At 34.8% G+C, this 21,569-nt stretch carries 23 protein-coding genes; 11 read left to right on the top strand and 12 right to left on the bottom strand.

Annotation, left to right across the window (positions count from 1 at the left end):
* Positions 1-2: 2 nt before the first annotated feature.
* From HS129_06210 to HS129_06230, 5 genes are read right to left on the bottom strand one after another with little or no spacing between them, the layout of a single operon-like run.
* Complete coding sequence (locus HS129_06210) at positions 3-593, bottom strand: cytochrome c (GenBank protein MBE7411645.1); 591 nt, start codon at positions 591-593, stop codon at positions 3-5.
* On the bottom strand, positions 590-1,144 hold the full coding sequence (locus HS129_06215; GenBank protein ID MBE7411646.1) for a DUF3341 domain-containing protein: 555 nt from the start codon (positions 1,142-1,144) through the stop codon (positions 590-592). Before HS129_06215 ends, HS129_06210 begins: the two co-directional genes overlap by 4 nt.
* Positions 1,144-2,511 (bottom strand): polysulfide reductase NrfD, encoded by a 1,368-nt coding sequence (nrfD, locus tag HS129_06220; protein ID MBE7411647.1) that lies wholly within the window; start codon positions 2,509-2,511, stop codon positions 1,144-1,146. Before nrfD ends, HS129_06215 begins: the two co-directional genes overlap by 1 nt.
* Before the next feature lie 21 nt (positions 2,512-2,532).
* A complete protein-coding gene (locus tag HS129_06225; protein ID MBE7411648.1) occupies positions 2,533-5,586 on the bottom strand; it encodes a 4Fe-4S dicluster domain-containing protein in 3,054 nt (1,017 codons plus the stop codon).
* A 14-nt stretch (positions 5,587-5,600) separates the two neighbouring features.
* On the bottom strand, positions 5,601-6,107 hold the full coding sequence (locus HS129_06230; protein MBE7411649.1) for a cytochrome c3 family protein: 507 nt from the start codon (positions 6,105-6,107) through the stop codon (positions 5,601-5,603).
* Positions 6,108-6,563: 456 nt separating this feature from the next.
* Between HS129_06230 and HS129_06235 the strand changes: the two genes are divergently transcribed.
* Entirely contained in the window at positions 6,564-7,100 is a 537-nt protein-coding gene (locus HS129_06235; GenBank protein ID MBE7411650.1) for a hypothetical protein, read from the top strand.
* Between the two features lie 9 nt (positions 7,101-7,109).
* Here HS129_06235 and HS129_06240 read toward each other — a convergent pair whose 3' ends face one another.
* The 3 genes from HS129_06240 to fliS are packed head-to-tail and all read right to left on the bottom strand — an operon-like array spanning position 7,110 to position 8,427.
* The gene (locus HS129_06240; GenBank protein ID MBE7411651.1) at positions 7,110-7,583 is read right to left on the bottom strand and encodes a molecular chaperone DnaJ; all 474 of its coding nucleotides are present in this window, start codon (positions 7,581-7,583) and stop codon (positions 7,110-7,112) included.
* Positions 7,562-7,981: a hypothetical protein gene (locus HS129_06245; protein ID MBE7411652.1), complete on the bottom strand. Its 420-nt coding sequence runs from the start codon at positions 7,979-7,981 to the stop codon at positions 7,562-7,564. Before HS129_06245 ends, HS129_06240 begins: the two co-directional genes overlap by 22 nt.
* A complete protein-coding gene (gene fliS / locus HS129_06250) occupies positions 7,978-8,427 on the bottom strand; it encodes a flagellar export chaperone FliS (GenBank protein ID MBE7411653.1) in 450 nt (149 codons plus the stop codon). Before fliS ends, HS129_06245 begins: the two co-directional genes overlap by 4 nt.
* 84 nt (positions 8,428-8,511) lie before the next feature.
* Here fliS and HS129_06255 point away from each other — a divergent pair, with 84 nt between their 5' ends.
* The 9 genes from HS129_06255 (at position 8,512) to fsa (ending at position 15,691) form a co-directional block, all read left to right on the top strand.
* Positions 8,512-9,144: a phosphoribosylglycinamide formyltransferase gene (locus tag HS129_06255; GenBank protein ID MBE7411654.1), complete on the top strand. Its 633-nt coding sequence runs from the start codon at positions 8,512-8,514 to the stop codon at positions 9,142-9,144.
* Entirely contained in the window at positions 9,141-10,682 is a 1,542-nt protein-coding gene (gene purH, locus HS129_06260; protein MBE7411655.1) for a bifunctional phosphoribosylaminoimidazolecarboxamide formyltransferase/IMP cyclohydrolase, read from the top strand. Before HS129_06255 ends, purH begins: the two co-directional genes overlap by 4 nt.
* A gap of 1 nt (position 10,683) precedes the next feature.
* Complete coding sequence (locus HS129_06265; protein MBE7411656.1) at positions 10,684-11,319, top strand: hypothetical protein; 636 nt, start codon at positions 10,684-10,686, stop codon at positions 11,317-11,319.
* Between the two features lie 14 nt (positions 11,320-11,333).
* Entirely contained in the window at positions 11,334-13,034 is a 1,701-nt protein-coding gene (locus HS129_06270; GenBank protein MBE7411657.1) for a cache domain-containing protein, read from the top strand.
* A gap of 65 nt (positions 13,035-13,099) precedes the next feature.
* The gene (locus HS129_06275) at positions 13,100-13,543 is read left to right on the top strand and encodes a Spy/CpxP family protein refolding chaperone (protein ID MBE7411658.1); all 444 of its coding nucleotides are present in this window, start codon (positions 13,100-13,102) and stop codon (positions 13,541-13,543) included.
* Positions 13,536-14,036, top strand: a complete 501-nt coding sequence (locus tag HS129_06280; GenBank protein MBE7411659.1) for an RNA polymerase sigma factor — start codon at positions 13,536-13,538, stop codon at positions 14,034-14,036. Before HS129_06275 ends, HS129_06280 begins: the two co-directional genes overlap by 8 nt.
* On the top strand, positions 14,033-14,305 hold the full coding sequence (locus HS129_06285; GenBank protein ID MBE7411660.1) for a hypothetical protein: 273 nt from the start codon (positions 14,033-14,035) through the stop codon (positions 14,303-14,305). Before HS129_06280 ends, HS129_06285 begins: the two co-directional genes overlap by 4 nt.
* A gap of 38 nt (positions 14,306-14,343) precedes the next feature.
* The gene (locus HS129_06290) at positions 14,344-15,027 is read left to right on the top strand and encodes a hypothetical protein (GenBank protein ID MBE7411661.1); all 684 of its coding nucleotides are present in this window, start codon (positions 14,344-14,346) and stop codon (positions 15,025-15,027) included.
* A gap of 16 nt (positions 15,028-15,043) precedes the next feature.
* Positions 15,044-15,691, top strand: a complete 648-nt coding sequence (gene fsa, locus HS129_06295; GenBank protein MBE7411662.1) for a fructose-6-phosphate aldolase — start codon at positions 15,044-15,046, stop codon at positions 15,689-15,691.
* A gap of 46 nt (positions 15,692-15,737) precedes the next feature.
* On the opposite strand, the gene HS129_06300 is transcribed toward fsa, so the two are convergent.
* From HS129_06300 to HS129_06315, 4 genes are all read right to left on the bottom strand, one after another.
* A complete protein-coding gene (locus HS129_06300) occupies positions 15,738-16,778 on the bottom strand; it encodes a DUF1574 family protein (GenBank protein ID MBE7411663.1) in 1,041 nt (346 codons plus the stop codon).
* Between the two features lie 9 nt (positions 16,779-16,787).
* Positions 16,788-18,209 (bottom strand): MBOAT family protein, encoded by a 1,422-nt coding sequence (locus tag HS129_06305; GenBank protein MBE7411664.1) that lies wholly within the window; start codon positions 18,207-18,209, stop codon positions 16,788-16,790.
* 9 nt (positions 18,210-18,218) lie between these two features.
* Entirely contained in the window at positions 18,219-19,850 is a 1,632-nt protein-coding gene (locus HS129_06310; GenBank protein ID MBE7411665.1) for a pseudouridine synthase, read from the bottom strand.
* Positions 19,851-19,985: 135 nt separating this feature from the next.
* Positions 19,986-20,693, bottom strand: a complete 708-nt coding sequence (locus HS129_06315) for a FecR domain-containing protein (protein ID MBE7411666.1) — start codon at positions 20,691-20,693, stop codon at positions 19,986-19,988.
* Between the two features lie 120 nt (positions 20,694-20,813).
* Between HS129_06315 and HS129_06320 the strand changes: the two genes are divergently transcribed.
* Positions 20,814-21,470 (top strand): arylesterase, encoded by a 657-nt coding sequence (locus HS129_06320; protein MBE7411667.1) that lies wholly within the window; start codon positions 20,814-20,816, stop codon positions 21,468-21,470.
* Positions 21,471-21,569: the final 99 nt, after the last annotated feature.

Below are 21,569 nucleotides of genomic sequence, written 5' to 3' on the forward strand. Positions count from 1 at the left end.
CCCTACTTAACCGCCTTTGTTTTGTTGTTTTCAGCTTCTTGCAATTTTCTGATATATTGAATCAGTTTCCATCTATCTTCCGGCTCGATTTGAGAAGCGTAGCTACTCATCACACCCTTTCCAACAGTAATTACGTGGTAAATTTGTCCGTCTGTAAATTTCACTACCCTTTCCTGAGTTAGAGGAGTCGGGGTCATTAGGTATCTTGGAGAAGGTCCGACTACATTACCATTTCCTTGACCTGTAACACCGTGGCACGGGGAACAATATATTTGATACCTGTCCTCACCTCTTTTATAATTAGCCAGACTTTTTTTCAATGGATTGGAAAGACCCTTTTCAGGATTTTTTAATTCATCTGCAAATTGTACATTTGAGTAAGGGTATGGATAATATCCTCTTGGGATCGTTCCTTCGGGAGGGATTCTATTCCCACCCAGAATACTTGCAGAAAGCACGTCAGCTTCTTGAGATTCTACTGCTCTGGAGTCAGCCATATCTGGAAAATATTCTAAAATAGGAGTTTTATACTCACAATTCAAAATAAACAATACAGAGAAAAAACCAATTACAATAATTTTGAAATTTTTCATTTTTTTACTACCTGCACTTCTTTGGCTCCAAGGCTTTTTATAAATTGAATTACTTCACTTTCGTTATAACCAGCGACGTTAGACGGAATCCAGAGAGCAAATCTATGACTTGTAACATCGGGATGAATCGGCTTACGATCAAACTTATACAATCCAGTTATGTAATACATAGCAAAAACAGTTGCAACACCTGCAAAAAAGACAGTAGCCTCGAACAATATCGGAACGTAGGCCGGCCATGCGTTATACGCCTTCCCTGAATATACAATTTGCCAGTCGATTGCGTGAGTTAAATACTGATAAGACAACCCGACCGCAAACCCAACAATTCCAAATATAAAAGTAATCCAAGGAAGACCTGACCTTGGAAGTCCCATAGCATCGTCTAAACCGTGTACAGGGAGTGGAGTAAAACAATCAAAATAGGAGTAGTTTTTCTCCTTAGTTTTTTTTGCTGCATGCAGAATCTCTTCTTGGGTATCGAATAGTCCGAATACTCCTGATTCTGTTTCCTGATATTTATGAAACTGCTCTAATTTTGGCTTATACATCAGTGGTGTCCTCCTTCTTTTTTAGGCATCACAGTCTTGACTTCAGCAATTGCAATCACTGGAAGAATTCTTGTAAACAATAGGAACAATACAAAGAATAAACCAAAAGAGCCTAAAAGCATCAAATAGTCATAGATCGTAGGTATATACAATGCCCAACTGGAAGGTAAGAAATCTCTATGAGTGGTCATTACTATTACGAATCTTTCAAACCACATTCCAATATTCACAAAAATTGATACTACAAACATCACAGGGATACTCGTCCTGAGCTTCTTTGACCAGAAAATTTGAGGACTAATTACGTTGCAAGAAACCATAATCCAATAAGCCCAACCGTAAGGACCAAAGGCTCTATTTACAAAAGTAAACCCTTCGTATTCGTTACCAGAATACCAAGCTATGAAAAACTCAGTACTATATGCAAGACCTACCATCATACCGGTGACCATAATCACCTTGTTCATATTTTCTAAGTGCTTCATTGTGATTAGTTGCTTCAAGTTAAACACTTCTCTTGTAATCACCATGAGCGTTACAACCATTGCAAACCCTGAGAATACCGCACCGGCTACGAAATAGGGTGGGAAAATTGTAGTGTGCCAACCTGGAAGGATAGAAATCGCAAAGTCAAAACTTACTATCGAGTGAACAGACAATACGATTGGAGTGGAAAGTGCCGCTAAAATCATTGCAACGATTTCCAAGTGAGTCCACGCTCTATTAGAACCAACCCACCCAAAAGAAAGAACACTATAAACCATCTTTTTAATTTTATGATTTGTCCGATCCCTGATTGCTGCGATATCAGGAACCAACCCTAAATACCAGAATAGTAGCGAAATAGTCAGATAGGTAGAAACTGCAAAAGTATCCCAAATTAAAGGAGATCGGAAATTTACCCAAAGTGGTCCTCTTTCGTTTGGATAAGGAAATAACCAAAAACCAAACCAAGGGCGACCTACGTGGATAATCAACATACTTGCCGCAACCATAACCGCAAAAATTGTCATAGCCTCGGCGGCACGGTTGATACCAGTTCTCCATTCTTGCCTAAATAAATACAATACTGCTGAAATTAAAGTACCTGCATGACCGATACCAATCCAAAAAACGAAATTCACGATAAAAAATCCCCAACCAACAGGATTGTTGATACCGAGTATGTATAAACCTTCATAAACCAAATAACCGATTACTGCAAAATCAATTACAGTAATCGTTATAGCTAAAATAAAAGCTCTCCACCAAAGTTTTGTAGGAAACTCATCTACGGGCTTTAAAACTTCGTCTGTTATCTGCTTTAGAGTTTTATTTCCTTCTACTAAAGGAACTATATCTAATTCTTTTTTAATTGCTTCTGACATTGACATCTTGAATTCCGCCTGTTAACCTTTATTTCTAATTCTAGTCATATATCCTACTTGAGGACCTATGTTTAAGAAATCTAAAATTGTATATGACCTTGGGTCTTTTCTGTATTTGGAAACTTTTGATTCGGGATCATTCGTATTTCCAAACACAATAGCATCTGCAGGGCAAGTTTCTTCGCAAGCAGTTCGGATTTCCCTATCCTTTAAATTCCTGCCCTCATTTTTAGCTTGAATTTTTCTTTCAGCTACTCTTCCTGCACAGAATGTACATTTCTCCATAACCCCTCTGGTTCTGACAGTTACATCCGGGTTGAACGCAAGATGCTTAGGTGCTCTTGAATCCGGTGTATCCACCCAGTGATTCATCCAATTATACCTTCTTACCTTATACGGACAGTTGTTAGAGCAGTATCTCGTTCCGACACAACGGTTGTAAACCATGTCGTTTGTACCTTCTTGACCGTGGGTTGTAGCTGCAACCGGACAAACTGTTTCGCAAGGTGCACTATCGCAATGTTGACACATCACAGGTTGGTGGGCAATTTCCATCGTCTCCGGCTTTTCCGGATCGCCTATATAGTAACGATCTATTCTAAGCCAGTGCATTTCCCTTCCTACCCTGACCTCGTTTCTACCTGCAGCAGGAATATTATTCTCTACCTGACACGCTACAACACAAGCTCCACAACCGGTGCAAAGAGAAAGATCTACAGAAAGTCCCCACTTATTCCCTTTGTATTCATGGACAGGATTTAAGCCTCGAGCAGGAGTTTTTACCCCATTTATAGAAATCATAGGAATTTCTTCTTTTACGATTCCTGCATCCGGTTTTTTCAAATAGTCTTGAAAACTTGCAGATTGAATTAATGGTCTTTCTTCCCATTTAGTACCTGCTACCGGAGAAGGATTCATCATGTGGTGGTCTTGAGTAGTTGCAAGTTTGTATTTCTTGCCTGTTTTTTCCAAGGTAACGCTAATTCCAGAGTATTGATTCCCGTTATTCCCACTTACGGCTAATAGGTAAGAATTTTGACCTACTCCATTCCCAACTTTTCCTGCGGCAGTTCTACCGTATCCAAGAGCAACCCCCACTGCTTCAGAGTGCATTGCAGGTTGAATCTGCGCAGATAGGGTGATTTCTTTTCCGTTACTCGTTTTCACTTTTACCAAGTCATTGGAACGAATATCTAATTTCTTACCCAAAACAGGGGAAATTGCTACAAAGTTGTCCCAGGTTACTTTTGTAATCGGATCGGGAAGCTCTTGCCTAAACGAATTGTTAGCCCCACTTCCGTCACCCATGGCAACTGTTGTGTATAATACCAAAGAGAGACCGTCGATTTTTGTGGAGTCGTTTGACAGAGAGCCTTTGAATCCTCTGGCAGGTTTTACCCTACTTAACTCAGATGAATTTACAATCACGCCTTCACGAAGTAAATTTTCCCAATTCGTTTTTTTAGAATAAGTATTCTTTAAAATTTCATAGAAATTTTTTCCGCCAAGCAGAGAACCACCTGCCCACTGAATCAATGAATCTTCAAATGATCGATAGTTGAATAAAGGACGAATTGTAGGTTGACGAATTGCAATCACGCCCCTAACTGATTCGCTATCTCCCCATGACTCTAAGAAATGAGTAGAAGTAGCTAAATAGCCGGACAAGAGTGCAGTTTCGTCTAACCTGTCTGAAAGAGAAACTACAAGTGCAGCCTTAGACAATAAGGTCTTCCAATCTGTGTTTGGGTGTTCATAAGCAAGATTTACACCTTGAATGAAAAGAACCCCTACTTCACCTTTTTCGAGTTCCTTTTTCAATTCTTCTAAATTTTTAGCGTAATTTGTTTTAGAATCTCTTCTATTGGATACGTGGTCTATTGTTTTGCCGTCGTTACCCAAAATTGAATTAAGCATATTTACTGCTACTTGGATTTCTATTGCATCTTGAGTTTGAGCCGTAGTACCACCTGCAACAACCAAAGATTCACCTTTATGGGAATTTAAGTCTTTTGCAATTTTTTCAATTACAGAAAGCTCAACTCCGATTTCTTTTGCTAGATCGGCAGATGATAAATTTGGAATATTCCCTTTTGTTCCTAACTTAGAAAGCTCAATCGCTAAGGCTAATAAAAACTTTTTCTGGTGACCTGGTTTTAATACCACTCTTTCGTCTGCGTTTGATCCTGTCACAGTCGGGAACGATTCTACAGAAATCAGTTTATTGAAAGACTTTTGTCCTTCTTTTAAGTTTCTTCCTTTGGAAAATCCTTTAGTAAATTCTACAGGAGAAATCCAAGTTCCAAGAAAGTCTGAATCCACAGATACAATTACTTTTGCGAGATCAAACCTGTAATTTGGAACAAGACCTTTACCATAAGAAATTTCCTGCCCAATAGAAATCGCATCTTCCGGTGACGTTGAGTCCGATTCATAGTGTTTACCACCACCCACAGATTTTAAAAATTCAGCAATCAACGAAATTGTAGAAGGAGAATTCAATCCACCGGTTAGGATTCTTGTCTTATTTTTTGTGGTATTTAATTTTTCCTTTATGGCTAAATCTAATTTTGCCCAATCAATCGCAGTAGCCTTACCGTTTTCAATACGAAATGGCTCTTTTGCTCTGTCCGGATCATATAAATCCATAATAGAGGTTTGACCGGTTACGCATAACGCCCCCTTGGACACAGGATGATCGGGGTTCCCTTCTAACTTTAGAGGACGGCCATCGCGAGTTCTAACCAACATACCGCAACCGGCAGAACAACCACCACATACAGATGTGTAATAATTAGAAGCACCTGGCTTAATAAATTCAGGAGCGTTTACATAAGGTACAATCTTCTCTACTGGTCTTCTTACACAATTCAATGTAAGCATCGCACTTGATGCACCCATCAACTTCAAGAAAGTTTTTCTGTCAGTTTTTCCGGTCTTGATCTTTTCGATAATCGGATCGGGTGAAGTGTAGTATTCGGTTTTTTGAAGTGTTTTTAGCTCTTTAGAATCTTTGGTCTCGTAAGACTGCCAGTGGGATTTTTTTTCTTTTTGAAAATTCATTTTTTCAGACATATCTATTTCCTTTGTTATCTGTGACAAGTAGAACAATCGTTTGGAGCGTTGTTTTCACGATGACAATTTACGCAAAAACCCATATTCATAGACTCCACTTGTTTTACCTTTACAGCTTCAGCTATATTTCCATGACACTTAGAACAATCCACACCCCTCGAAATATGTCTTGAGTGATTGAAAAATACAAAATCCGGTGTATCGTGAACCTTTATCCATTCGATTGGTTTATTTTCTTCATACTGCTTTTTCAACCATTGGACATTTGAATTTTTCGGTGCTACCATTTTATGGCAATTCATACAAGTTGCGGTAGGCGGAATCCCTGCGTGTGCCGAAGTTTCTACAGTTGTATGACAATATCTACAATCGATCTTATCATCTCCTGCGTGTATTTTGTGATTGAACGGAATCGGTTGATCCGGTGAATATCCGACAGTTCTTGCCGGAGAAAAAATGAGATAAAGAATCACTGCAATTACTGCAAGAGAGACGGTTATCTTAATAGCCTGCTTGTTCATTCTAAATTTTCCTTTAGAGTTACTGAAAAATAATCATAAAAATTAATCATAAAAAAAAATCAAGTATTCAAAAGAAAATTGCTAAAATTTTTTATTTTTACGAATATTGAGAATTAAAATCAATATCAATTGAATCCAAATCTGTACGTTAGGCGGTAATGCAATCGGCTTTTTATTCGATTTTTAGGCATAAATTGAATTATAGAAAAGATTTTTATTCGTGCGAATACAAAATAACGTCCATATCGAAAATCATTTTCTCTAAATAAAAAAACTTTTTCAAAATGGTGTGGTTTCAGAGGGCGTTAGGAATACTCTTATCGTATTATTTGAATTCGTTTCAATGGATTGTCGATTGAACTACCTGATTATTAGAATTTTTCACTCATCGAACGATTTTTTTATTGATTACAAATTCCATACTCTATCCAATTTTGTATTTTATCGGATAGAATTATGAAAATTTGGAAATTCTTTATTACATTTTTTATTCTGTTATTTTGCTATTTTCAAATCTTGTCTTGTACAAATTATACAGTATCCAAACAAAGCACTGTCCCACCTATTTTAGTTTCAGTAGCTCATCAAAATACATCTTCTCTTAGTACTGTCACAGTTATACCTTCCGGCTACCTGCTTGTATTTAAAGCTGGAAACCCTGAAATATTTTTTGCAGACTATAAACTATTTGTAGGAAATACGGAAAATGAAGCAAGAAATCCACCGGATATAAATAAGGGAACAGGCTGTACAGGAGGCCCGCAATTGACACCAAACCAACCGATAGAATATTCAGCCGAAATAAGCTCCCAGCCCGGAGGCTTGGCACCTGTGAATCCGGGAGAAAACACAAATAGGATTTGTAAATTTCAAGTCACAGTAAGCTCAGGACAATATATTGCAATTAGAAGCGCCCTTCGCTCTGTTTCCCCAATCCAAACTTCTAACACCTTGAATATTTCTGCATCTTCCAATGCACTCATTATCCCTTGAATAAAAATTTTAATGAAACCAGATTTCAATTCTTTGAATCGAATTTTTTGAATCTTCTAACCATATACTCTTCGGGTAATTTGATAGTATCTCTTCGTATTTCTCTTTTGCAGAATTTAATTTTGTTTTTAAGATCTTTAGCTCAGGGTTTTCGTTTTCTTTCAATGAAATTTTAAGCCCGTCTCTTTTTTTAAAATAATTTAAAATAGATTCATTCTCTATAAATTTAGCCTCTCTGTAAATTTGATAATCTTTCGAGTTTTTTATACTCTTGGAGTCAAGATTTTCACGGTTCTCTAGATACTCTTCGATGACTTCTCTGTATTTTACAAGCTCGATAAATAAAACGTCAGAGGTAAATTCTCCCCTGTCGGGATGGTATTTCATAGATAGGGCGTGGTAAGCCTTCTGAAATTCTTTTCGAGAGAAATTCTTTTCTAATCCAAAAAAAAGAACTGCGTCTATGAAATTGTAGTTTTCCAAAACGAATTGGGACTACGAAGATATTTTTTTAATTGAATTTTTGCTTGAATTGTATTTAATTCTTTTTTCATAGAGTGAACAGATTTTTCAAAAAGCTCTGTTACTTTAGAATGAGCACCTCTAATTTCTTCTAAAAGAGTAAAAATTTTTTCTGAAAGAAAGATCATTTTGACATTTTGAGGAGAATTTTCACCGACAATCCCGATTTCTTCGTCTATTCCGTCTAACTTTTGAATCATCTTTTCGTTTTGAAAAGATATTTTTGCAGCTCCTTCACCATCTCCATAGCTTAGAATATCCATCTGCCTGTGCAGGTTTTTAGAAAGCTCACTTAAAACAGTAATTTTTTTTTCGTAAAGACTTTCTAAATTTAGGCTTTTAGCTACTTTTTTTTTCATCCTCGGATCGAGAACCCCGCTCCCCTATCAATGGAAACTTGATTGCCTGCACTCGTTTCTTTTTTGGCCACTTCTTCCCATGCCTCTTTTAGATTGGTAAAATACCCTAAGATTTCGTTAATGATTGCAGAATCCTTCTTCATATTGGCTTCAAGGAGGCGTTTTTTGATATATACATAGATACTTAAAAGGTCGTTTGCCATTTTACCCCCCTCGTCCATATTCAAAGCCAAGATCAGCTCGGTTACAATGTCTTGGGCTTTGATAATATTGTTATTTACCAAATCGTATTTTCGTGGAGTCATATTTTCCGAAGCAATTTTCAGGAAGCGAATTGCACCCTCATACAGCATTACAATCAGCTTGCCCTGGCTTACAGTAGCCACTTCATTCTTTTTGTATTGGTCATACCCTGAAACTAAATTTTCTTTTCTTGCAAGCGACATTTTTTTCTCCTGAAATATTCTTCGACAAAAACAGGCGGGGTCTTAATGGTCGTTATTAGGAAACTTAAATCATTTTAAAAAAGTCTGCAAGTGTTATTCAAAAAAAAGCTAAAGAAAAAAACCATTTTTTTGTGTTCCGGTAGAGGATCGAATTTTGAAGCCGTAATGAAATCTATCCATTCCGGGAAAATTTCCGCAAATCCGGTCGCCCTGATTACAGACAACCCTGATGCAAAAGCTCTCGAAATTGCAAAAAACTACAATTTAGAAAGAATCGTACTGCCCTACAAAAATTATTCAAATAAGCAAGAGTTTCACTCGGATCTCATAAAATCAACCCTTAGTTTTTCACCCGATCTGATTGTTACCGCAGGGTATATGAGGATTCTAAACAAAGATTTTATTTCCAATTTTCCGAATAAAATTATCAATATCCACCCATCTCTATTGCCTTCTTTTCCTGGTTTAAACTCACAAAAACAAGCCTTAGACTATGGAGTAAAATTTACCGGCTGCACGACCCATTTTGTTGACGAAGGAGTAGATTCTGGTCCGATTATACTCCAAGCAGTAGTAAAAATAGAAAATTTGATTTCAGAAAGAGATTTGACTTATAAAATACTAAAAGAAGAGCATAAGATATTACCGCTTTCGGTAAAATATTTTTGTGAAGACAAAATTCAAATAATAGGTAGAAAGGTAACTATTTTACAATGATTAAAATCCAAAGAGCACTAATATCCGTAAGCGATAAAACCGGTTTAGTCGAAATCGGCAAATTTTTAGAAAAGCACGGCGTAGAAATCTTGTCCACAGGAGGCACACTTTCTGAGCTAAGTAAAAATGGAGTGAATGTGACCTCTGTGGATTCTTATACAGGATTTCCTGAAATACTTGGTGGAAGGGTCAAAACTCTTCACCCTAAAATCCATGGGGGACTACTCGGTGACCCGGACAATAAAGAGCACGAAAGAGAATTACTCTCTCACAAAATTCCTTCAATTGACTTAATCATAGTAAACCTTTACCCATTTGCATCCACAATTCAAAAACCAAATGTAACCATAGAAGAGGCAATTGAAAATATTGACATTGGTGGACCTTCCATGCTTAGGAGTGGGGCTAAAAATTATAAACATACAGTAGTAATTACAGATTTGTCCGATTATGAAGTTTTAAAAAAAGAAATGGATGAAAACAGTGGCTCGGTAAAAAAAACTACCTCTTTTGAGCTTGCAGTAAAAGCTTTTAGAAACACTGCCTCTTACGACTCGGTGATCTCTAATCACCTGACCTCACTATTAAAAATAAAATACCCAGAAAAAATTACACTTTCCTTTAGAAAAAAGCAAGACTTGCGATATGGTGAAAATCCACACCAAACTGCGGCGTTTTACGAGCCTTTACTCGCAAAGAGCGATTTTTCTCCTATTCAGGGGAAAGAATTGTCTTTTAATAATATGCTCGATTTTGACGCAGCCTTTCATATCGCAAGTCTTTTGCCTAAAAATACAGTATCTATCATCAAGCACTTAAACCCCTGTGGAATAGGCAGTGGAGAAACTACCCTTGAGTCTTTTGAACTCGCAAAAAGAACTGACCCAATTTCTATGTTTGGGGGAATTATCGGGGTGAGCGGGGTTGTAGATGATGTACTAGCCTCTAAAATTACAGAAGTTTTTGTAGAAGGAGTAATCGCTGAAAAATTCACAGAAGAAGCAAAATCCGTGTTTTCAAAAAAACCAAATATCCGACTAATCCAAATAGAAAAATTCAAAGAAGCACTTTTAGAAATAGACCTACGACCAATCCACCACGGTATCTTAATCCAAGACAGGGACTATTATACAATTCAAGAAAAAGATTTTAGAGTAGTGACTAAACTAAAACCTGACGAAGAAGATATTAAAGGGTTATGGTTTGCTTGGAATTGTGTTCGATTCATCAAATCCAATGCAATTGTTTACACAGATACTAACTCCACAATCGGGATAGGCGCAGGTCAAATGTCAAGGGTAGATTCGGTAGAGCTTGGAGCTTTAAAAGCACAAAAAGTTGGGCTGTCAGTTGTTGGAACTTATGTGGGAAGTGACGCATTTTTTCCGTTTAGAGATGGGATCGATGCAATCGCAAAAGTGGGAGCTAAGGCAATCATCCAGCCAGGTGGCTCTATTCGAGATGAAGAAGTGATTGAGGCTGCGGATAAGCACGGTTTGATTATGGTATTTACAGGGATGAGGCACTTTAGGCACTGATATGGAATTTTTACTTTTTCTAATTTTTTTTGGTATAGCCTTCGGTGTAATCAGTGTTTTAAACTATTATTTTAAACTTTTTGGTGACAGAGAAAAAGATACTTTTTCCAGAGAAGAGCTGATTGATTTTTTGAGAATCATTCCCAAAGAAATGCTTTCCGTAATAGAATCTCACGGTGATATCCAAAACGGGGGAATCGCTTTTTTTCTTTCTGCTTTTTTCTCTTATCTTTGGTCTTTACTTGGAGGGTTAATCGGCTCTCCCCACTATACGAATGAATTCGGTAACTATTTTTTTCAGTCCTTTTTTATTCTTGGGATTTTAATGGCTACTTACACTTCCTTAAAAGAAGCAATCCTCGGAGATCTACTTTTTACAAATGAAGGTCATTTCTTAGTTAAATTACTTAGCCAAGAAATTCCTATTTTATGCGGAATGGGTGTTTCACTCATTGCTGCCAATTTATCTGTTTATGGTCTATACCATCAAACTCTATTTTTATTTACTTTATGCAATGTTTGTATTATAGCGGCCCTACTACTTTATAAAATGAGCGGAAAACAAATTCCAGATATTAATTTTCCTACCAGAGGCAAAGTTACCGGAAGAAAAAAAGAACCCGAAATTGAAGAATAATACGAGAATAAAACATGAAACTCATCCTGAATAATATCAAATATCAGATTACCCTGATATTTGCTATAGTTATTGCAATAAGTTTTTCCACCACTGCACTATTCACCTCCATCTCCTTCCAAGACAAATTTGAAAAGCTAATACAACAAGAATTAAAATCGGATATACGGTTTTCAAAAGAGCTTCTGGAACTTAGACTGCCAGGAGATTGGTCAGCAAGAGGAAACTCTCTTTATAAGGGAGAGGTTCTTATAAACAATAATTTTGAAATAGTTGACATGATCAAAGAAATTTCAGGAAATACAGCTTCGATTTTTTTAGGAAATACAAGAGTGACAACTAACGTATTAAAGCCGAACGGAGAAAGAGCGGTTGGAACAAAAGTATCTCCTCTCGTAGAAAATACTGTATTAAAAAATAATAAACCCTATTACGGTGCGGCAGATGTGTTGGGTGTTATGAATCAAACTGCTTACGAGCCAATCCTAAATCGACAAGGAGAAGTAATCGGTATATTGTATGTTGGAATTCCAAGTACGACCTATAAATATCTGATCAATGAGTTTATTCTACTAATGATTGCAATCAGTACTATTATTTTAATTCTTGGAGGAGGAGTAATGCTATATTTTATAAATAAAAAAATCTCTCCTCTAAAAAGTCTTACAGAGGTTACAAAAAAAATAGCCAAGGGAGACTTGAAGTTCGACTACACAATCAAAGAATCTGAAGATGAGATCGGGGTGCTTTCTTCAAGTGTTCATATTATGAAAGATCAAATTTATGAAGTGATCTCAAAAATGAAGCAAGCTACCTTAGAAAATAATAAAATTGTGACAAAGTTATCCAACTACTCTATTGATTTGAGCTATACGGCAGGAATACAGACAGAACAATCGAAAGAGTTTCATTCTACTTTTTTAGAATTGTCAAAATCTTCTAAGAAAATCAATGAGAATATTGAAAGTTCTGTTGACTCGACAAAAAATGTAAGTAATATCATTTTAGAATTTATAAATTCTTTTAAAGACATTGCACAAATCACCCACCAATTAAACAGCCTCATCACCCATATCACAAACAATATCTTAACCAGTGAAAATGAAATACGCGATATTGCAAAAGCGATCCAAAACATAAAAGAAAGCACAGGACAAGTTTCGGAGTTTATAGGGATTATTACTGAAATCTCTGATAGGACAAATTTATTGTCATTAAACGCATCCATCGAAGCGGCAAGAGCTGGAGAGAGTGGACGAGGGTTTGCAGTTGTAGCCTCCGAGATTACCAAGTTAGCCGATAAAACTCTTCACAGCGTGAAAGACATTGAATCAATCATTTCAACTTCCTCAAAATCTATTCAAACCGGGATTGACAGGGTGAATCTGACTCTTGATAGTATCCACTCGGTGATTAACAATTTTGATAGTATCAATAATTACACAAACGAAATCAGAGAAAAATTTGAAAAGCAAAGTGAGATAACAAATACTATTTCAGAAAATTTAGACAATATCAACAGCTACTCCGACGAAATCAAATCGAGCTTAATGATTCAGAAAAATTTCTTGAGTGAGGTATCTTATAGCGCAGAATCTTTAACTCAAAGTGCAGAAGACCTAAATACCCAAGCTCTTTCATTAAAAGATATGTCAGATGGTTTAAGCCAAACTAACGATTCTATGTTTCAATCAGTGAGCAATTTTACAATCTGATTTTATTAATCAGTCATGGAACCTTATTAAAAATTTCAGGTCTCACTTGCATAAGGGAGAATAACATGAAAACATTTACAAAATTTATAATTCTAATGATCATTGGAGGGGTATCTTTTACAGCTTGCAGAAGACACCACCCACCCTCTTTTCAAAAATTTACAGAATTTATCACTAAGAAATTGACAAAAGAATTGGATTTGAACGATACCCAAAAAGCTGTATTAGAAAAACTGAAAAATGAAGTAATTGCAAAACGACAAGAACTTCAAGTCCACGGGCATGGAGAAAGAATACCAAAAGAATTAGTAGAAGAAATCAGAAAAGAAAAAATCGACGAAGCAAAAGCACAAAAATATTTTGAGGCTGAATCTGCAAAGCATATCGCACTTAGAGGTTTTATATTAAAAAAATTCATTGAGTTTCATTCTGTTTTAAATCCAGAGCAAAGAAATAAATTGGGAGATTTGATTCTAAAAATGCAAAAAAGATTTCAACACAATGACTGAAGAAGAATTTGCGAAAATCGTAAACTCTACAAAAAAGATCGTCCTCTCTGCGATTTCCAAACATCTCAGAGAGAGGTTTTCTTTTGCTATTGACGATGTTGCCCAAGAAACTTATTTCCGGGCTTACAAATCGCTAAGTAAGAATAGTTTTCGAGGAGATTCTTTATTAAGCACTTGGCTATACACTATCGCCAAAAATGAATCTATCAGAATGAATTCCAAATTGGAAAAAGAAGAAAAAAAAATCGAAAAATTAAAAAATCAAACTAAAACAGAAGAAATTGATTCTGAGGTTGGACTCGTCGAAAAATATTTAACCCTACTCCAAAAAATCCCAAAAAAATATTCTGAAATTTTACTCCACTACCATAAAGGGTATAGCGAAAAAGAGATTTCTGAAAAATTGAATATCAGCAAAGGAACCGTAAAAAGCAGAAATTCTCGCGGGAAAGTAATGATAAAAAAACTATCTATGGAGGTAGAAAATAAATGAGAAACTCTAGAAATTCACAAATTCAAAAAAAAGTTCAAAGCGAAAGATGGGGAGAAGAAATTGCAGGAAAAGTTTTCCAAAAAAGGAGAATACAAAAAAGGAATATTCTATTTAGAATTTCACTAATTTCCGCTGCCCTTTTCTTTTCACTGTATTCATACCAAAATTCGATTAACTCGAATTTTGATAACTCAGCGACAAGCTATTTTGAGACTATTTTTGTTCAAAAAATCAATTTTGAAAATATTGCATCCGCTTTGGACGAATAAATCTTTATCCATTTTCGATTTTTTCCGATATAGTTAACATGAAACGACTTATACTATTTTTCCTGTTACTCACAACTGTAGGTTATGCACAAGATCGACCAAAATCTGAATCGTCCAGTTTGGATGGATTCGGGGAATCTGAATGGGGAGCCAGTTACGAATCCATTCGAGATAAATTTCTAAATTTATCTAAAAATCCAAATTCAACTGAAAAAATAGAAGTCGTAAATGAGGTGAAAGACGAAAGCCTTCTAATCAGAAGAAATGGAATTAACTATCTTTACAGATTTTACAAGACCCCTGCAATAGTAAAAGAATCCCGTGAAAAAAATATTGTAGATACCTCCTCTACCGAATTAGATCCGAAAACTGGAGACCAGAAACACGATGGGACAGGCAGCTTGTATTCAGTCGGAGTTTTATTTAATTATGTGGAAAGCGATTTACTAAAATTAAAAATAGAAAATAAATACGGTAAACCTAAGAAGGAATCGTTGGATGATAACAAAATCGGGGGAGCAGTGATCTGGGAGCTTACGAATGCAAATGAAGCCACTCCCAAAGGAGGGTATATAGTGCAATGGAAAGATGTGTATAGAAAAAAACCATTTTCCAGAAGAATGGACTATTATAGTGCAAGTATCAAAGATATGATTGCAAAAGAATACAAAGAATACTTCTCAGTACCAGAAATCAAAACTTTAAAAGAATTATTAAACTAACATTTAGGGGGATATATTGAAACTTTTTTTAGATACGGCAGAGGTCGATGAAATCCAAAAAATTGCAGACCTTGGAATTTTAGACGGAGTAACCACAAATCCAAGTTTAATAGCAAAAAGCAAAAGAAAATTCAAAGAAGTAATAAAAGAAATCTGCAAAATTACCAAGGGGCCGGTAAGTGCCGAAGTGATTTCTATAGATTACGAAGGGATGCTGAAAGAAGCACTTGAGCTAAAAGAAATTGCAGAAAATGTAGTGATAAAAATTCCACTTATTGGCGAAGGAATAAAAGCAGTAAGCGAGTTATCCAAAAGAAACATAGACACAAATGTAACTCTTTGTTTTTCATCTCCACAAGCTCTAATCGCAGCAAACGCCGGAGCGACTTATATTTCACCGTTTATTGGCAGATTAGACGACTATAGCCACGATGGGTTGGAGTTAATTTCTGAAATCAGAAATATCTATGATAATTATGGGATTCAAACGAAACTATTGGCAGCATCCATTCGTAACCCGATCCATTTCAAAGAGTCGGCTTTACGCGGTGCCGATTGTGTTACCATCCCCTATTCTACCTTTACTACTCTTATTAAGCATCCACTAACAGAAATTGGTCTTAATAAATTTTTAGAAGACTCAAAAAATATAATCTGGACGTAAAATGTCTGCACATAGATTTTTTGGACTATATTTTCCGTGTAGAAAATTATTTTTTTGAATGGGTTTTTTCGTATTCATCTAAAAGAAAATTCAACTGCTCGTTAAAACAAATACTAGACTGGTGGGATGCGTCGTAAAATAACGAACAGTTAGAAACTTCATTTAAATTGAAAGATTTCATCTGGTAGTTTTCACTCAACTCTTCTAATTTTTTCCACCATGTATTTTTTAAATCAAACTCATCATAGATTTTTTTATAATCTGGATACACTTTTGGGAAAAGAATATTTACCATAACTTCATTTTCTTTTGCAAGTTTCAACATTTCTTCAATGAAAAAATATTGAGTAGAGTCAATTTTAAAATTTGAGAAATAAATATTTTTCATTCTAAGAGAATCTTTTTTTAGTTTTGTATCATCGTTTTGAAAAGTTGTGTAGGCTACTTGCGCACCATTGTACAAATTTAAAATCATCATCTCTGAATTTGTTTTCGGATCGTATTGAGATAGAGATTTTGATTGTATTCGATTCAATAAAAGCTTATAATCAAATTCCAAAGATCGATACACAAAAATCTTATCTAAAAAATATTCATACCTGTCTTCCTTCGGCAAAAATTTCCAATATTTAGAAATAAATTCTCTATCAGCCCCAAGTCTTAAAAAAGGCTTAAATATAAGTCTTTTAGAATCATCGAAACCTTCCGGGCTAACTGCAAACACAACAAGTTTAGGCTTCACCTTACTTTCTATAACTTTCCTGAACATGTAAAAAGAATACGCAGGAACTGCCTGAGCTGCACTGAAATTGTACACCTTCCAAGAATTCTTTCTTACAAAATTTTTTTCAAATGCAAGATCAGAATAGGAATACCCCCTCGAATCACCAAACACCAAGATCAAATTCTTATTAGTTGTGTCTTTTTTTAATTTTTCTAAAAGCAATTCTCTATGTTTGTAATAGACTGCATTCCCTGTTTGTAAAAAACGTTCTTTAAAAAAAGAAATACTAAAAATTTTATCTATGAAAAATAAAAAAATTAGAAAAATCAAAGGGTAGTAAATATAAAAATTTTTCTTGTTCATAATAGCGTCCTAAAATTTTGCATAGAAAAAATCTAAGTTACCACTCTGATTGGATATCATTACCAACAACACAAGGATGTATCCAAAAGGCAAAATTCTATATTTGTATTTTTCAAACTTTCTAAAGGCATCCGGCCACTCTTGAACTGAGTGAAAAAGAAAGGTGAATACCCCTACATAAAAACCTGTTTCTAAAGCCGTAAGCTCCAAACCTTTTTTCATTATAGCTATATTTTTCATTACAAGAAGAGCCGTTTTTACATCCGGAGTAAAAAAAAGAACCCACGAAATCAAATAGATATGGAGTACAAAAAAATATTTTAACCCAAACGATAGATAAGGTATTTTGGGAATCTTTTCCATGAATTGTAAATTTCCAAAAAACCTTTCAATAGACAAAAAAATTCCTGTCAAAAATCCCCACAAGGCAAAGTTCAAACTTGCGCCATGCCAAAGCCCTCCCAAAATAAATGTAATGAGTAGATTGAAAGAAGTTCTAAGCTCTCCTTTTCTTGACCCACCAAGAGGAATATAAATATAATCTCTAATCCAAAAGGAAAAAGTCAAGTGCCACCTTCTCCAAAAGTCTCCAAAGTTGGAAAGAAAAAAAGGAGCCTTAAAATTTTCGGGCAAAGAAAATCCGAGTAACTTTCCGATTCCTCTTGCCATGTCTGTTAATCCGGAAAAATCTAAGTACAAATGAAAAGCAAAAAAATAACTCGTATAAAGCAGAGATAAACCGGAGTAATCCGCAGGTTTTGAGAATACTGGATAGATAGAGAGTGCAATTAAATCAGAGAGTAGTATCTTCTTTACAATCCCAACTAAAATCAACCAAAGCCCGTCTGCCATGTCTTTTTCATTCATAGTCGGATTTTCAAATTGAGAACGAATGTCTTTGTATCGTAAAATTGGACCCGCAATCATCACCGGTAAAAATAAAATATAGGAAGCTATATCGAAAAATTCTACCTTTTCTGAAATCACTTTTTTCTTTAAATCCACCCCAAGAGAAATAAATTGAAAAGTATAGTAACTGATTGTAGCGGGCAAGACCAATTCAAAAACTTTTAAGTTTAGTAAACTTGAAAAATATCTATTCAATTCTGTTTTTTCAGATAAGACCCCTATCCCAAAAATTTGACCGATTAACTCTAAAACAAAATAAAAATATTTAAACAGAATCAGATTGAATAAATTTACCCCTACGATTAATTTTACAAAAACCTCTTTCTGTAAAAAATATTTGATCATTAAAAAATTAATTAGGATTATAAAAATTAAATGAATTAAAAAATTAAAACTAAAAAAAGAATAAAATATACAAGAAGCAATAATAAGTAAAATTCTTTTCTTTTTTAAAGATACATTCCAATAGAAAACGTACAGAACTATAAATAAGGCTAAAAATTTTATAGATATAAAATTCATTTTTGTGTTTTAATAAAAAATATCTTCCTTTTCAATCTTTTTGAATTCTCCTTCTGCAATATCTAAATCGTCTAACTTTAGTTTTCCTATTGAAATTCTTTGAAGGTCCAAAACTTTGGCACCAACTTTTGCAAACATTCTATGCAATTGTCTTTTTCTGCCTTCTTCCAATACCACCTTCACAAGTCCTTTCGATTTATCCAATACCTCAACTTCCTTAGCTCTAAGAAATTCACCATCGTCCTCGATTCCTCGAAGAAAACTTTCTCTTAAGTTCTTTTCATCAGGGCAATTTTCCACTACAAGCCTATACGTTTTTTTTTGATGAAAAGAAGGATGGCTTAGTGTTTGAATTAGATCACCGTCTGAAGACAAAATCATTAAACCCCGAGAGGTAATGTCCAACCGACCTGCAAGAAAAAATCTCTTATATTCTTTTGGCAATAAATGAAATACCGTATTCTCATTGTGCAAATCGTAGTGAGAAGAAATATATCCGGGAGGCTTATTGAAAGCAATTGTAAAGTTTTGCAAAATCGGGGTAACGATCTCTCCTTTAACTTCTACCTCATCTTTCCCTATTTGAATTTTAGTAGAAAAATCATTCACAATTATTCCGTTTATTTTTACCTTCCCTTCAGAGATTAGTTTTTCAGAATCTCTACGGCTCCCAAACCCACATTTTGCCAAGAAACGATTGATTCTAAGCTCAGAAGGAAGTTCATCATCCTCGTCATCGTGTATATCAGTAAATTTCGTATTCTTATTTAACTTGGAGAGTAAGCTGATTTTTTCACGATGGATTTCTTCTGGATCAGGTTTTTTCTTTTTTATTAAAAAATTTTTTGTAGTCTTTGGAAAATGCTTTTCATCTACCAACTCATGCTTTTTATTTTTTCTGAAAGAATCTCTTGGAATAGATTCACTTCTTCTAACCGAATATGGATCAAACTCTTCTGTATCAGATTCATACCTATCCGACCAATTTCTATTTTTAATAAAATTTCGATCTTCTCCTAAACCGGAACGATAAGAAGTTTTTCTTTCTGTAGATTTCCCAAAGCCGTCATTCGTTTCTGAAGAATAGTTTTTTTTAAAAAATTCTTTTCTTCGATTGTCCGTTTTATCACCGAAAGGTTTTCTATCCCTGAATTCTTTTTTATCTCCAAAAGATTTTCTGTCTCTGAATTCTTTTTTATCTCCGAAAGGTTTTCTGTCCCTGAATTCTTTTTTATCTCCAAAAGATTTTCTGTCCCTGAATTCTTTTTTATCTCCGAAAGGTTTTCTGTCTCTGAATTCTTTTTTATCTCCGAAAGATTTTCTGTCCCTGAATTCATTTTTATCACCGAAAGGTTTTCTGTCCCTGAATTCTTTTTTATCACCGAAAGATTTTCTGTCTCTGAATTCTTTTTTATCTCCAAAAGGTTTTCTGTCTCTGAATTCTTTTTTATCTCCGAAAGATTTTCTGTCTCTGAATTCTTTTTTAGGCAATTCTCCAGCCTTAGAAAAACTCTTTTTCGAACCTTTATTCTCTCGTTTTGGAAAAGGTTTTTTATCTTCTTTGTCCTTAGGGTGAAAAGTTTTTTTTTCTTCGTTTGACTTAAGTTTTCTTGGGGTTTTCTTTTTATTATCTGGGTTCATATACCTATAGTGTAACTAATTAATACATTTTTTATTTTCGATTTACAGTTTATTGAAGGCTTTTGACTTTACAACAATTATTATGTACACGAAATAAAATACCTTCGTTCTCAAAATGCGTAAAGTCCAAATTCCTTATTTTTGAAACAGTCCATCAATAGTTTTCAATAGCATGTCAGATTCTACCTTAGTCAAATTATTTCTCTGACCCAATGGACTGTTATCTATTTGCGAATGTCGGTGTCTTTCCTCTTTAGATTTAGGCGGTTTCCAATCTTCCGGATTTATCACAACATTTTTCTTATCTTTATAGAAAACCAAAATATCTTTTAAATTTACTTTATTATATTCTTGATCTTTTAGCTCTAATTGAATCTGACCTTCACAATGACAAGTACCTTGATAGGCTCCTATTTGGAATGTATAAAATTTTGTTCCCCGAACGCTCGCAACCGATGTTGGTGTGTGTAAATAAAATTCATTCCCTTTTCCAAGTTTTGTGATTCTTGTCCAAACGCTTCCCTTTTGAACTTGAATAGATTGTATTTGTTTTAATAATGAATTTATAGTTAAAACCGTATTAGATTGAATCTCCATTTCCCCAAGATCATTATGAAACACTAACACCAAAACAGAATTATTGTATGTAAAAATTTTATCCCCTTCCCAAACCTTCTCTCCGTATTTTAGATCAGTTTTTTTTGAATTTCTTTCAACCACTGCCTTCCCTTTCACAAAACTGATAACCCCTACCGTATTTTCTCTTTTTTTATCCTCGCAGTGAGTCAAAAAAATACTTACCAAAAAAGCCAATAATATGAGATGAACAATTTTTATTTTCATAAGTTGCCCTTTATTCGTATTTTATCCGGTACCATACGGATGTCAATGGATTAAATTTCCCTTGACCAAATACGAAACATATTCGATTCAATTTTGAAAGTGCATAATGAGGTTTTTTTAGTGAAATACATTTTTTTACTTTTACTATTTTGTGTTTTTTATTGTGAAAAACATACAGAGGAAAAAATTATAGAAAATTCGACCCACACAAAATCTTCTCCCAAAACTATTCTATTTTTTGGAGACAGCCTTACTGCTGGAATGGGGTTGGATTCCCAAGAAGACTCTTTTGTAGGAATAATCCAAAAAAAATTAGACAAGGAAGACTTTCGTTATATTGCGATCAATTCAGGTTTAAGCGGAGATACTACATCGGGTGGGATTTCCAGACTAGATTGGGCTCTCTCAAAAAAACCAGATATATTTGTATTGGAGCTTGGTGCAAATGATTCCATGAGAGGGATTTCACCGTCGCAAATCAAGTCCAATTTAATTCAAATTATTCAAATGGTAAAAAGAAGATACCCTGATTGTAAGATATTATTACTCGGAATGAAAACATTTCCAAACCTCGGACCGATCTATGCCCGTAAATTTGAAAAAATTTTTCCAGAAATACAAATAGAAGAAAATATTATCCTTGTTCCGTTTTTATTGGAGAAAATTGCGGGTGAAAACTCTCTAAACCAACTGGACGGAATCCACCCTACCGAAGAAGGCCATAAAATTATGGCGGATACAGTCTATAAATATTTACGACCTATGTTAAAAAGGTAGTTAGTCTCCTACAAAAAATTAAAAACATTTCACTCCATAGATAATAAATTCAAGTTGAAAAAAGATTTAATTCTTTACATTAGTTCTATTTATCCAAAA

It is taken from the genome of Leptospiraceae bacterium (assembly GCA_015075105.1).
Lineage (GTDB): Bacteria > Spirochaetota > Leptospiria > Leptospirales > Leptospiraceae > JABWCC01.

What these genes read in the sequence shown, in the direction of transcription:
- HS129_06275 (MBE7411658.1), top strand. Translation starts at nt 13,100, where the DNA reads ATGAAAACATTTACAAAATTTATAATTCTAATGATCATTGGAGGGGTA.
- HS129_06215 (MBE7411646.1), bottom strand. Translation starts at nt 1,144, where the DNA reads ATGTATAAGCCAAAATTAGAGCAGTTTCATAAATATCAGGAAACAGAA.
- fliS (MBE7411653.1), bottom strand. Translation starts at nt 8,427, where the DNA reads ATGTCGCTTGCAAGAAAAGAAAATTTAGTTTCAGGGTATGACCAATAC.
- HS129_06210 (MBE7411645.1), bottom strand. Translation starts at nt 593, where the DNA reads ATGAAAAATTTCAAAATTATTGTAATTGGTTTTTTCTCTGTATTGTTT.
- HS129_06225 (MBE7411648.1), bottom strand. Translation starts at nt 5,586, where the DNA reads ATGTCTGAAAAAATGAATTTTCAAAAAGAAAAAAAATCCCACTGGCAG.
- nrfD (MBE7411647.1), bottom strand. Translation starts at nt 2,511, where the DNA reads ATGTCAGAAGCAATTAAAAAAGAATTAGATATAGTTCCTTTAGTAGAA.
- purH (MBE7411655.1), top strand. Translation starts at nt 9,141, where the DNA reads ATGATTAAAATCCAAAGAGCACTAATATCCGTAAGCGATAAAACCGGT.
- HS129_06265 (MBE7411656.1), top strand. Translation starts at nt 10,684, where the DNA reads ATGGAATTTTTACTTTTTCTAATTTTTTTTGGTATAGCCTTCGGTGTA.
- HS129_06305 (MBE7411664.1), bottom strand. Translation starts at nt 18,209, where the DNA reads ATGAATTTTATATCTATAAAATTTTTAGCCTTATTTATAGTTCTGTAC.
- HS129_06285 (MBE7411660.1), top strand. Translation starts at nt 14,033, where the DNA reads ATGAGAAACTCTAGAAATTCACAAATTCAAAAAAAAGTTCAAAGCGAA.
- HS129_06300 (MBE7411663.1), bottom strand. Translation starts at nt 16,778, where the DNA reads ATGAACAAGAAAAATTTTTATATTTACTACCCTTTGATTTTTCTAATT.
- HS129_06280 (MBE7411659.1), top strand. Translation starts at nt 13,536, where the DNA reads ATGACTGAAGAAGAATTTGCGAAAATCGTAAACTCTACAAAAAAGATC.
- HS129_06230 (MBE7411649.1), bottom strand. Translation starts at nt 6,107, where the DNA reads ATGAACAAGCAGGCTATTAAGATAACCGTCTCTCTTGCAGTAATTGCA.
- HS129_06290 (MBE7411661.1), top strand. Translation starts at nt 14,344, where the DNA reads ATGAAACGACTTATACTATTTTTCCTGTTACTCACAACTGTAGGTTAT.
- HS129_06235 (MBE7411650.1), top strand. Translation starts at nt 6,564, where the DNA reads ATGAAAATTTGGAAATTCTTTATTACATTTTTTATTCTGTTATTTTGC.
- HS129_06245 (MBE7411652.1), bottom strand. Translation starts at nt 7,981, where the DNA reads ATGAAAAAAAAAGTAGCTAAAAGCCTAAATTTAGAAAGTCTTTACGAA.
- HS129_06270 (MBE7411657.1), top strand. Translation starts at nt 11,334, where the DNA reads ATGAAACTCATCCTGAATAATATCAAATATCAGATTACCCTGATATTT.
- HS129_06310 (MBE7411665.1), bottom strand. Translation starts at nt 19,850, where the DNA reads ATGAACCCAGATAATAAAAAGAAAACCCCAAGAAAACTTAAGTCAAAC.
- HS129_06315 (MBE7411666.1), bottom strand. Translation starts at nt 20,693, where the DNA reads ATGAAAATAAAAATTGTTCATCTCATATTATTGGCTTTTTTGGTAAGT.